Below are 12,032 nucleotides of genomic sequence, written 5' to 3'. Positions count from 1 at the left end.
AAGGTGCCCGCCCCGATGCGACGTCCGTCCCGCTCCCTCGTTATCGCCGCCCTGGCCCTTGTCCTGCTGGCCGTCGTCGGCACCTGGCAGGGATTGCGCCACGAAGCCCCGGCCAACCGCGCCGCCAGCGCGATCCCCGTGCGGGTGATAGCCGTGGCCCAGCAGGACGTGCCGCGTTACCTCGGCGCCATCGGCTCGGTGCTGTCGCTGCACAGCGTCGACGTCCGCCCCCAGGTCGAGGGCGTGCTGACCCAGGTGCTGGTCAAGGAAGGCCAGTGGGTCAAGCAAGGCGAACTGCTGGCGACTCTCGACGACCGGGCGATCCGCGCCAGCCTGGACCAGGCCCGCGCCCAGCTCGGCCAGACCCAGGCGCAGTTGCAGGTGGCCAACGTCAACCTCAAGCGCTACCAGTTGCTGAGCACCGACGACGGCGTGTCGAAGCAGACCCTCGACCAGCAGCAGGCCCTGGTGAACCAGTTGCAGGCAACCATCAAAGGCAACCAGGCGGCCATCGACAACACCGCGGTACAACTCAGCTACACACAGATCCGCTCGCCGGTCACTGGCCGCGTCGGCATCCGCAACGTCGACCCCGGCAATCTGGTGCGTACCAGCGACACCCAGAGCCTGTTCAGCGTCACCCAGATCGACCCGATCGCCGTGGAGTTCGCCCTGCCTCAGCAGCAGCTCCCGGTCCTGCAGGGCTTGCTGAAATCGCCTATCCCCGCCGAGGTCGAAGCGTACATGGACGCCGACGGTGAACGCAGCCTGCTCGCCAAGGGTCACCTGATGCTGATCGACAACCAGGTCTCGACCACCACCGGCACGGTGCGGATCAAGGCCGAGTTCGACAACCAGGACGGCCGCCTGTGGCCCGGCCAGCTGGTCACCGTGCGCCTGCGCACGGCGGTGGACGAGGACGCCCTGGTGGTGCCGCCGCCGGTGGTGCAACGCAGCATCGACGGCCACTTCGTCTACCGCATGGACGGCGACAAGGTCAGCGCCGTGCCGGTCAAGGTGGTGTACCAGGACAGCACGCTGAACGTCATCGCCGGGGTCAAGGCCGGCGATTGCCTGGTGCTCGATGGACAGTCGCGGCTCAAGCCGGGGAGCCACGTGGAGCTCAGTGGCGAGTCACAGTGCAAGCAGTCGCAGCGCCTGGCGGATGGCAATCGCGGGACAAGCCCGCTCCCACCCAGGCAGCACCAGGACGTGGGAGCGGGCTTGCCCCGCGATGAGGCCCTTACCGACAACGCCAAAGCCGAGGCGAGCCAGCCATGAACACCCGCAACGGCGTCTCGGCCTGGTGCATCGACCACCCCATCGCCACCCTGCTGCTGACCTTCGCCCTGGTGCTGCTGGGCGCCATCGCCTTCCCGCGCCTGCCGGTGGCGCCCCTGCCCGAGGCCGACTTCCCGACCATCCAGGTCACCGCCCAATTGCCCGGCGCCAGCCCGGAAACCATGGCCTCGTCGGTGGCGACGCCCCTGGAGGTGCAGTTCAGCGCCATCCCCGGCATGACCCAGATGACCAGCAGCAGCGCCCTGGGCTCGACCAACCTGATCCTACAGTTCACCCTCGACAAGAACATCGACACCGCCGCCCAGGAAGTCCAGGCGGCGATCAACACCGCCACCGCGCGCCTGCCCCAGGACATGCCCAGCCCGCCCACCTGGCGCAAGGTCAACCCGGCCGACAGCCCGGTGCTGATCCTCACCGTCAGCTCGACGCAGATGCCCGGCAATGAGCTCAGCGACTACGCCGAGACCCTGCTGGCCCGCCAGCTCAGCCAGATCAACGGGGTCGGCCTGATCAACATCACCGGCCAGCTGCGCCCGGCCATCCGCGTGCAGGCCCAGCCCGAGAAGCTCGCCGCCATCGGCCTGACCCTGGCCGATATCCGCCTGGCCATCCAGCAGACCAGCCTCAACCTGGCCAAGGGCGCGCTGTACGGCGAACACAGCGTGTCGACCCTTGCCGCCAACGACCAGCTGTTCCACCCCGAGGACTACGCCAGGCTGATCGTCAGCTACCGCAATGGCGCGCCGGTGCACCTGGCCGACGTGGCCAAGGTGATCGATGGCGCCGAGAACGCCTATGTGAAGGCCTGGTCCGGCGACCGGCCGGGGCTGAACCTGGTGATCTTCCGCCAGCCCGGGGCCAACATCGTCGACACCGTGGACCGGGTGCTCGAAGCCCTGCCGCGCCTGCAGGAGATGCTGCCGGCGGCGGTCGATGTCTCGGTGCTGCAGGACCGCACCCAGACCATCCGTGCCTCGCTGCACGAAGTGGAGCTGACCCTGATGATCGCCGTGGCCCTGGTGATCGGGGTGATGGCGCTGTTCCTGCGCCAGTGGTCGGCCACCTTCATCGTCTCCAGCGTGCTCGGCGTGTCGCTGATCGCCAGTTGCGCGCTGATGTACGTGTTCGGTTTCAGCCTCAACAACCTGACCCTGGTGGCCATCGTCATCGCCGTGGGCTTCGTGGTGGATGACGCCATCGTCGTGGTGGAGAACATCCACCGCCACCTGGAGGCCGGCGACGACAGCCGCACCGCCGCGCTCAAGGGCGCCGGCGAGATCGGCTTCACCGTGGTGTCGATCAGCTTCTCGCTGATCGCCGCGTTCATCCCGCTGCTGTTCATGGGCGGCGTGGTCGGCCGGCTGTTCAAGGAGTTCGCCCTGACCGCCACCGCGACCATCCTGATTTCGGTGGTGGTGTCGCTGACCCTGGCGCCGACCCTGGCCGCGCTGTGCATGCGCCGCCCGCCCGAGGAGCAGCACGGCGGCCTCGGCCAGCGCCTGGTGCGCGGGTACGAAAAGGGCCTGGACCAGGCCTTGGCGCACCGACGCATCACCCTCGGCGTGTTCGGCCTGACCCTGGCGCTGGCGGTGGCCGGCTACGTGGCCATCCCCAAGGGCTTCTTCCCGTTGCAGGACACCGGTTTCATCCTCGGCACCACCGAGGCGGCGGCGGATGTCTCCTACCCGGCGATGATCGAGAAACACCAGGCCCTGGCGAAGATCATCGAGGCCGACCCTGCGGTACGCGCCTTCTCCCACTCGGTCGGCGTCACCGGCAGCAACCAGACCATCGCCAACGGCCGCTTCTGGATTTCCCTCAAGCCCCGTGGCGAACGCGATGTGTCGGCCAGTGAATGGATCGACCGCATACGCCCGAAACTGATGCAGATCCCCGGCATAGTCCTCTACCTGCGCGCCGGGCAGGACATCAACCTCAGCTCCGGCCCCTCGCGCACCCAGTACCAGTACGTGCTCAAGAGCAACGACGGCGTGGCGCTGAACCTGTGGACCCAGCGCCTGACCGAGCGCTTGCGCGAAAATCCGGCGTTTCGCGACCTGTCCAACGACCTGCAGTTGGGCGCCAGCGTCACCCGCATCGACATCGACCGCCAGGCCGCGGCGCGCTTCGGCCTGACCACCACCGACGTCGACCAGGCACTGTACGACGCCTTCGGCCAGAGACAGATCAGCGAGTTCCAGACCGAGACCAACCAGTACAAGGTGATCCTCGAACTGGACGCCCGCCAGCGCGGCAAGGCCGAAAGCCTCGACTACTTCTACCTGCGCTCGCCGCTGTCCGGCGAAATGGTGCCGCTGTCGGCCCTGGCCCATGTCGCGCCGCCCAGCACCGGCCCCCTGTCGATCAGCCATGACGGCCTGTTCCCGGCGGCCAACCTGTCGTTCAACCTGGCCCCCGGCGTGGCCCTGGGCGATGCGGTGCAGATCCTTGAACGCACCCAGCGCGAGCTGGGCATGCCCGACTCCATCGCCGGCAACTTCCAGGGCGCGGCCCAGGCGTTCCAGAGCTCGCTGTCGAGCCAGCCGTACCTGATCCTCGCCGCGCTGGTGGCGGTGTACATCATCCTCGGCGTGCTCTACGAGAGCTTCGTGCACCCGCTGACCATCATCTCCACCCTGCCCTCGGCGGGCCTGGGCGCGCTGATCCTGCTGTGGCTGATGGGCCAGGACTTCACCATCATGGGCCTGATCGGCGTGGTGCTGCTGATCGGCATCGTCAAGAAGAACGGCATCCTGCTCATCGACTTCGCCCTCGACGCCCAGCGTCACCAGGGCATGACGCCAGAGCAGGCGATCCGCCAGGCATGCCTGGTGCGCTTCCGTCCGATCATCATGACCACCCTGGCCGCGCTGCTTGGCGCGGTGCCGCTGATGTTCGGCTTCGGCACCGGCGCCGAGCTGCGCCAGCCGCTGGGCATCGCCGTGGTCGGCGGCCTGCTGGTGAGCCAGGCCCTGACGCTGTTCACCACCCCGGTCATATACTTGGCCCTGGAGCGTCTGTTCCACCGCCGCCGGGCCGCTGCCGCCCCCGCGCCGACCGCCAGTTGAGACAAGACCATGCGTGTGCTGATCATCGAAGACGAAGAGAAAACCGCCGACTACCTGCATCGCGGCCTCACCGAGCAGGGCTTCACCGTCGACCTGGCCCGCGACGGCATCGACGGTCTGCACCTGGCCCTGGAAGGCGACTACGCGGTGATCGTGCTCGACGTGATGCTGCCGGGCCTGGATGGCTATGGCGTGTTGCGCGCACTGCGGGCGCGCAAGCAGACGCCGGTGATCATGCTCACCGCCCGCGAGCGGGTCGAGGACCGTATCCACGGCCTGCGCGAAGGCGCCGACGACTACCTGGGCAAGCCGTTCTCGTTCCTCGAACTGGTCGCCCGCCTGCAGGCGCTGACCCGGCGCAGTGCCATCCACGAGCCCTTGCAGATTCAGGTCGCCGACCTGTGGATCGACCTGATGGCGCGCAAGGCCACCCGCGCGGGATCGCGCCTGGACCTGACCGCCAAGGAGTTCTCGCTGCTCAGCGTGCTGGCCCGGCGCCAGGGCGAGATCCTGTCCAAGACCGCCATCGCCGAGCTGGTCTGGGACATCAACTTTGACAGCGACGCCAATGTCGTCGAGGTGGCCATCAAGCGCCTGCGCGCCAAGCTCGACGGGCCGTTCGACAACAAGCTGCTGCATACCATTCGAGGCATGGGTTATGTCCTGGAGAACCGTGGGTAGCCTCAGGGGCGCTGCACGCATTTCGTTGATAGCGTGGGAGCGGGCTTGCCCCGCGATGCAGGCGGCGCCGTGGATGGCACCGGCTTGGCCGGTGTTCGCGGGGCAAGCCCGCTCCCACGAACCTCCGACGGGCAATCGGACATGAACCTCTTGCGTGCCAAACCCGGCAACTCCATCGCCCTGCGCCTCTCGGCCCTGTTCACCCTGGTGGCCCTGGCCGTGTTCGTGCTGATCGGCAGCGCCCTGTACCGCCAGGTCGACCGCAGCCTCGACCTGCTGCCGGCCGCCGAACTGGACGCGCGCTTCAGCGTGCTCGAATCCACCCTCAACCGCTACGGCACTCCCGAGCACTGGGCCAAGATCAACAACAAGCTCAACCTGCTCAGCGAGGAAGACCGACGCATCCGCTTCTGGGTGGTGAGCAGCAACCCGGCCTTCGAATACGGCCATCCCACCGAGCAGGTGCGCGGCTTCGCCGAGGGCGCGCCGGGCATGCGCGACCTGCGCCTGAGCGACAGCCCCTACCCGTACAAGGTGTTGGTCAGCGAACTGCCGGCACTGGGTGAGCGCCCATCGCTGCGCTTTCTGATCGGCATCGACACCGAGACCTTCTGGCAGGCCCAGCACAGCCTGCTGGTGGCCATCGTCGGCCTGGCCGCCTTCGGCGTGCTGCTGGCCTCGCTACTCGGCTACTGGGTCGCGCGCATCGGCCTCAAGCCTCTGCTGGCGCTGTCGGACGAAGCCCAGGCCCTGGCCCCGCCACGCCTGGACGGGCGCCTGCAGACCCGCGACCTGCCGCCGGAACTGGCGCAGTTCGCCGGTGCCTTCAACGCCGCCCTCGACCGGGTCAGCCAGGCCTATTCGCAACTCGAGGCGTTCAACGCCGATGTCGCCCACGAACTGCGCTCGCCGCTGACCAACCTGATCGGCCAGACCCAGGTCGCCCTGACCCGCGGGCGCAGCGCCGAGCACTACTTCGAGGTGCTGCAATCGAACCTCGAAGAGCTGGAGCGCCTGCGCAGCATCATCAACGACATGCTGTTCCTGGCCAGCGCCGACCAGGGCAGCAAGGCCACCTCGCTGACCAGCGCCTCACTGGCCGAGGAAGTGGCCACCACCCTCGACTACCTCGATTTCATCCTCGAGGACGCCCAGGTCAGCGTTAGCGTCAGCGGCGACGCCCAGGCCTGTTTCGAGAAGGCCCAGCTGCGCCGGGCGCTGATCAACCTGCTGAACAACGCCGTGCAGCACACCGCGCCGCACCAGGTGATCCAGGTGCGCATCGAGGCGGGCGAGGAACAGGTCAGCATCGCCGTGAGCAACCCGGGGCCGGCGATTGCCGACGAGCACCTGCCGATGCTGTTCGAGCGCTTCTACCGGGTGGATGCGGCACGCGCCAACAGCGGCGGCGGCAACCACGGACTGGGCCTGGCCATCGTCAAGGCGATCGCCCTGATGCACGGCGGCAGTGTTTTCGTGCACAGCGAAGCGGGCGCCAATACCTTCGGTATCAACTTGCCAAACGCTCAACTACGCGGGTTTGCGGTAAAAGTCTGAGTGTTTTTGTCGTGATCATTACTTTTTGCGCAACAGTGCTTATCTGAACAGCCTCTGTTTCCCCGCTGTTTACAGGACTAACTTTAGCCCTGTCTCCATTAGCACTTGCCGCGCAAGAAGGTTGCATCACATGTCCAACAGTATGGGTATTGCCAGCGTGTTCGTCCTGTCTTCCCTGTTGTTGTCGCCCCTGGCCATGGCGGAAGAATCCCCGGCCTTTGTCGCCCGTAACGCTGAGTTTGCCGCCGTTCACCAAGAGGCTCGCGAAGCCTACGCCGCGCAACAGGCCGATGCGGTAAAAGACGCACGGCAGACTGCTTCCAAAGTCTCTGTCGACACCGATGCCGACAGCTGATTGGCCTGACTCCAGTTTCCAGTTTTCCCTTGGCTACACCATGGGCAGTGCCCGTGACGATATGTTAGCCTTTCAAAGCCGCTGCCTTTCAGCGGCTTTTTTTATGCGTCGAAAATATCAGCCTGGCTGTTACGTCTCTAATAAGAACTTGCAGACACGACAATAAAAAACTGCCCCATCGCTTGACCAAAGGAGTTTGTACCGGTGTCTTTTGCGTTTCGTTTCACCCCGTTGTTCGTTGCATTGGCCGCAACGATGCCCGTGGCCGCACAGGCCGATGAAGACAAGGCTGAAGGCTTCATCGAGGGTTCCACGCTGAACCTGCATTTCAGAAATGCCTACTTCAACCGCAACGAGAAGAATGCCTCGATCAAGGACAAGCGCGAGTGGGGCCAAGGCGCCGTCGCCCGCTTCGAGTCCGGCTACACGCCGGGCGTGATCGGCTTCGGCCTCGACGCCCACGCCATGGTCGGCCTGAAGCTGGACGGCGGCGGTGGCCGCGCCGGCACCTCGATCCTGCCAAGCGCGCCGGAAGACAAGGCACGCCACGCCTTCTCCACCGCCGGCGGCGCGATCAAGCTCAAGGGCTTCGACACCGAGTTCAAGGCCGGTGACCTGTTCCTCACCAACCCGGTGATCGCCGGTGGCGAAAGCCGCATGCTGCCGCAGACCTTCCGCGGCGTCGCCGTGACCAACCGCAGCATCGACGGGCTGATGCTCGAAGGCGGCAAGGTCAGCTTCACCAAGCCGTACAACCAGAGCGGCCACCGCCGCATCAACACCTACTACAGCAACCAGACGCGCGAGCAGGACAGCCAGAACCTGAGCTGGGCCGGCGCCTCCTGGAGCGGCACCGAAGGCGTTACCGCCAACGTCTACGCCGCCGAGCTGAAGGACATCTGGAACCAGTACTACGCCGACTTCGACTACACCTACCAGGTCAACGATCTGGTCAGCCTGAACCCGGGCGTACACTTCTACCACACCCAGGACACCGGCCAGTCGAAGCTGGGCGACATCGACAACAACACCTGGAGCGTGCACTTCACCGTGGCCGCCGGGTACCACAGCGTCACCGCCGCCTACCAGCGAGTCAACGGCGACACGCCGTTCGACTACATCAACCTGGGCGACAGCATCTTCCTCGACAACTCGCGCATGTACTCGGACTTCAACGCGCCGAACGAGCGTTCCTGGAAGTTGCAGTACGACTACGACTTCGCCGGCCTCGGCATGCCGGGCCTGAGCACCTCGCTGTCGTACTCGCGCGGCAAGGCCGACCTGACCAAGGCCAGCCAGGACACCCAGTACTACGCCTTCTATAACGCCGACGGCGAGAATGCCCGGCACTGGGAGCGCGACTTCGACGTGAAGTACGTGTTCCAGCAAGGCCAGCTGAAGGACCTGTCGGTGCTGCTGCGCTATGCCACGCACCGGGCCAACGCGGCGTACTCGAACATCCAGGACAACAACGAATTCCGCGTGATCGTGGATTATCCGTTGAACGTGTTCTGATCCGGAACCGATCGCGGGGCAAGCCTGCTCCCACGCCAGGTGGCTTATCAGGCGTGGGAGCGGGCTTGCCCCGCGATGGGCTTCAACGGTTACGGTTCAAGCCGATCTCCAGGTCATTGATCAACGCCTTGGCCATGGCGCTGAGGATCCGCGCCGCACTCCCCCGCTTTCAAATCCCCTTCGAAAACACTCCAGGAACGTCGAAACGCCGGCAGTGGCACAAGGCTCGGCTGCTCGCTCATGGCTGCACCTCCAGCGACCTGGCGTGGGCCATCAGGCAGCTCAGCAGCCGGCTGAGGATGGAAATGTTATCCACCAGGATCTCGGGACGCTCATCCACGGGAAAGGCCATGTAGACGTCGCAAGTGCGGGTCATCATGGTCATCAGGACGGCGGCATGCTCCCAGACTTCGGCCAGCGGCAGGTGGTCGATGATGGAGATGTAGGGGATGGGGGGATCAGGTACCAGCTTCTTCATGTGCGTTTTCCAATGTCATTAAAGGAAACCGCCAGCTCATCCTTTCTCACCAGATAAGGGTGGCAGCCGTACATGGGGTGAGAAAACCGAGGACATCGGAACCCGGCCAGACCTAGGTCTGCCCATGCACAGCTGCCGTAACAGAATGCGGGACCAACATCGTTCGGGTTTCTCACACCCGATCACCAAATTCGGCGACCCGAAGACGTTAGCCCTGATGCATTTCCCCGCCTATCCAGACCCTTCCGGCAGACGCGTAGGATAGGTCCCAAGCTCGGCCCAACTGAAGCATTTGGTTTCAGATTCGGAAATGTCGTACATCCCATCGCGGGCCAAGCCCGCTCCCACGACCATGACCATGACCTGGCCCTGGCCCTGGCGAATGGTGGGAGCGGGCTTGCCCCGCGATGGACCTACTGAATCATTTCCGTCGGCCAAATCAGCTTTGATCTTGTCCGACAATCCCGCCTTGCCTAAAATACCGCCGCCGCTTTCCGGCCCACTCCCCATGGATCCCGGGGCTTATGCAGTTGCGAGCATGACGTTGCCCACCCGATCACCACGATCCGCCCTGTACAAGTCACACCCCGAGCTGGTCCTCAACCTGGGCAGCTGCCTTGCCGTGCTCGCCATCGTGGCCATCGTCAGCTACCTGCTGGCCCGCGAGCGCGACAGCGTCGAGCAATCGGAAATGCGCTCCTCGAGCAACATCGTGCAGTTGATCGAAAGCGACATCCTGCGCAACGTCGAACTCTACGACCAGTCGCTCAAGGGCCTGATCTGGGCCGTGCAGCACCCCGAGCTGCTCAACGTGCCGGCCAAGCTGCGCCAGCAGATCCTCTTCAACCAGGCCTTCTCCGCGCCGGTGCGCGGTGACATCCTTTGGCTCGACGCCAAGGGCGATGTGCTCGGCGACTCCACCAGCGCGGTGCCGCGCCAGGCCAACTTCGCCGACACCGTGGCCTTCCAGGCCCACCGCGACCGCCCGGGCCTGGGCCTGCTGATCAGCCCGCCGTTCAAGGCGCGGCTGGGCGAGCTGGACTGGTGCATCAGCTTCAGCCGGCGCATCTCCGGCGCCAACGGCGAATTCCAGGGCCTGGCCGCCGGGGCCCTGCGCCTGTCCTACTTCAACGAGCTGTTCCAGCGCCTGGACATCGGCGTGGACAGCAGCATCAACCTGCTCAACACCGACGGCCAACTGCTGGCACGCCAGCCAACCCGCCCGCAGGACCCGTTGATCGGCACCAGTTTCAGCGAACGCCCCAACTTCAAGCGCATCCTCGAGGAGCGCAGCGGCAGCTTCACCGCCCGCTCGACTACCTATGAAGGCCAGCGCCTCTACACCTTCGCCCGAGTTGCCGACCTGCCGCTGATCGTGCTGGTGGCGCACTCGGCCGACGAGGTGTTCCAGTCGTGGCGCCGCACCGCGATCGTGGTCAGCGTGGCCACCGGCGTGCTGTGCATCGGCATCCTCTGGCTGACCCTGCTGCTGGGCCGTGAATTGCGCCGCCGCCACGATGCCGAGCAAGGCCTGGCCACGCTTGCCGCCACCGACAGCCTCACGGGCCTTGCCAACCGTCGCCGTCTGGACCAGGTGCTGCGCCAGGAATGGGCGCGCGCCCAGCGCAACCGCAAGCCGCTGGCGGTGCTGATGGTGGATGTGGATCACTTCAAGGCGTTCAACCAGCGCCATGGCCATGCCGGCGGCGACCACGTGCTGCGCGAAGTGGCCACGACCCTTGAGCTGTGCATTCGGCGCCCGGCGGACCTGGCGGCGCGTTATGGCGGGGAGGAGTTCCAGGTGGTGCTGCCGGAAACCGAGCTGGCTGGCGCCCGGTTGCTGGCCGAACGCATTCGCGCCAGCGTCGAGGCGATGCCGCCGTTTGGCGATGACGAGCGGTCGGTGACGGTCAGCGTGGGGATCGGCCTGCATGTGCCGGGCACCGCGCAGGATTTGTCGACGCTGCTGGCCGATGCGGACGAGGCGCTTTACCGGGCTAAGGCCAATGGCCGGAATCGGGTTGAAGGGCCGATGGCCTAAGGGGCCGCTTCGCGCCCCTTTCGCGGCACAAGGCCGCTCCTACAGAGAGGAATGCGTTCCCCTTGTAGGAGCGGCCTTGTGCCGCGAAAGGGCCGCAAAGCGGCCCCAAAGATCTCAAGACCGAGCACGTGCCGCGTTACGCAGCGCCTTCACCTGGTCATGATTGCGCTGCACGCCCTGCAGCTGCTTCTCCACCAGCGTATAGCTCTGGTCATTGGCCGAGCGCCCCAGCTTGACCAGCTTCTCGCGGGCCTCTTTGTAGGCCTTGAGCGCATGGTCTTCACCACGCTCCACCTCGTTGAGCACCGCCTCTTCATCCTTGCCGGTGACCATCGACTTGAGGTTGACCCAGCCGCGGTGCAGGTCGCCGCTGATGCTGGTGCTGGTCTCCGGGTCACCACCCAGCCGGCGCACCTCGCCCTGCAGCTCGGCCGCGGCACTGGCGCACTCGCTGGCGCGCTGCACGAAGAAGGCTTTGAGTTGTGGGTTCTTCACATCCTCGGCGGAGGTCTTGAAGCCTTTCTCACCGTCCTTGCTGTACTCGATCAGGTCGTTGAGTACATCGATCGTGTCTTTGTTGGGATTGCTCATGGCAACAAACTCCTTGGCAGGTGATAGTCACCTTTACCGGAGCAGGCTTCGTGCCAGGCGAATGAATATTAAATTATTCATTAAAATCAATAGCTTGAAATGAAAAACAAAAAACCTGAAAACGGCGTTCTGCATGATCGCCGCTTGGGTCGTCGTGCAGTTTGCAGTATGGTCCGCGCTTCACCTGCCACAGGCCGATGCCCGATGAAACCCGAATCCCTGCAACTGCTGGTCACCCGCACCATGCCCTTCGGCAAGTACCAGGGGCGGATCATTGCCGACCTGCCCGGCGATTACCTGGCGTGGTTCGCCCGCAAGGGCTTCCCGCCCGGGGAGCTGGGCGCGTTGCTGGCGTTGATGCATGAGATCGACCACAACGGGCTGGGCGATCTGTTGAAGCCATTGCGGGGCAAGCCCCGGGGGTGACGGCCCTCTCTGTAGGAG

General features: G+C 65.3%; 9 protein-coding genes and 1 pseudogene. 8 read left to right on the top strand and 2 right to left on the bottom strand.

Annotated elements, in window-relative coordinates:
- Window positions 1-15: 15 nt before the first annotated feature.
- From PRtIB026_RS07750 to PRtIB026_RS07725, 6 genes and pseudogenes are all read left to right on the top strand, one after another.
- A pseudogene (locus PRtIB026_RS07750) lies at window positions 16-1,137 on the top strand (efflux RND transporter periplasmic adaptor subunit); the annotation flags it as partial.
- A 140-nt stretch (window positions 1,138-1,277) separates the two neighbouring features.
- A complete protein-coding gene (locus PRtIB026_RS07745; RefSeq protein ID WP_267813738.1) occupies window positions 1,278-4,370 on the top strand; it encodes a multidrug efflux RND transporter permease subunit in 3,093 nt (1,030 codons plus the stop codon).
- A 9-nt stretch (window positions 4,371-4,379) separates the two neighbouring features.
- Window positions 4,380-5,051 carry a heavy metal response regulator transcription factor gene (locus PRtIB026_RS07740; protein WP_110736828.1) on the top strand — a complete coding sequence of 224 codons (672 nt, stop codon included), beginning with the start codon at window positions 4,380-4,382 and terminating at the stop codon, window positions 5,049-5,051.
- 141 nt (window positions 5,052-5,192) lie between these two features.
- Window positions 5,193-6,608, top strand: a complete 1,416-nt coding sequence (locus PRtIB026_RS07735; RefSeq protein WP_203647952.1) for a heavy metal sensor histidine kinase — start codon at window positions 5,193-5,195, stop codon at window positions 6,606-6,608.
- Window positions 6,609-6,738: 130 nt separating this feature from the next.
- Window positions 6,739-6,963, top strand: coding sequence for a hypothetical protein (locus tag PRtIB026_RS07730; RefSeq protein ID WP_050703787.1), 225 nt, complete (start codon window positions 6,739-6,741; stop codon window positions 6,961-6,963).
- Window positions 6,964-7,167: 204 nt separating this feature from the next.
- On the top strand, window positions 7,168-8,478 hold the full coding sequence (locus PRtIB026_RS07725; protein ID WP_203647953.1) for an OprD family porin: 1,311 nt from the start codon (window positions 7,168-7,170) through the stop codon (window positions 8,476-8,478).
- Between the two features lie 238 nt (window positions 8,479-8,716).
- Here the strand turns inward: PRtIB026_RS07725 and PRtIB026_RS07720 are convergent, their stop codons facing one another.
- A complete protein-coding gene (locus PRtIB026_RS07720; RefSeq protein ID WP_062575113.1) occupies window positions 8,717-8,956 on the bottom strand; it encodes a hypothetical protein in 240 nt (79 codons plus the stop codon).
- Between the two features lie 544 nt (window positions 8,957-9,500).
- On the opposite strand from PRtIB026_RS07720, the gene PRtIB026_RS07715 reads away from it, so the two are divergent.
- Window positions 9,501-10,997: a sensor domain-containing diguanylate cyclase gene (locus PRtIB026_RS07715; protein WP_203652705.1), complete on the top strand. Its 1,497-nt coding sequence runs from the start codon at window positions 9,501-9,503 to the stop codon at window positions 10,995-10,997.
- A gap of 114 nt (window positions 10,998-11,111) precedes the next feature.
- Here PRtIB026_RS07715 and PRtIB026_RS07710 read toward each other — a convergent pair whose 3' ends face one another.
- Entirely contained in the window at window positions 11,112-11,588 is a 477-nt protein-coding gene (locus PRtIB026_RS07710; RefSeq protein WP_203647954.1) for a ferritin-like domain-containing protein, read from the bottom strand.
- A gap of 204 nt (window positions 11,589-11,792) precedes the next feature.
- On the opposite strand from PRtIB026_RS07710, the gene PRtIB026_RS07705 reads away from it, so the two are divergent.
- Complete coding sequence (locus tag PRtIB026_RS07705) at window positions 11,793-12,014, top strand: DUF3820 family protein (protein ID WP_203647955.1); 222 nt, start codon at window positions 11,793-11,795, stop codon at window positions 12,012-12,014.
- Window positions 12,015-12,032: the final 18 nt, after the last annotated feature.

The organism is Pseudomonas sp. RtIB026, assembly GCF_016861355.2.
Classification (GTDB): domain Bacteria; phylum Pseudomonadota; class Gammaproteobacteria; order Pseudomonadales; family Pseudomonadaceae; genus Aquipseudomonas; species Aquipseudomonas peradeniyensis.
Note: the sequence above shows the minus strand (reverse complement) of the source record. Positions and strands in the feature narration are given on the sequence as shown.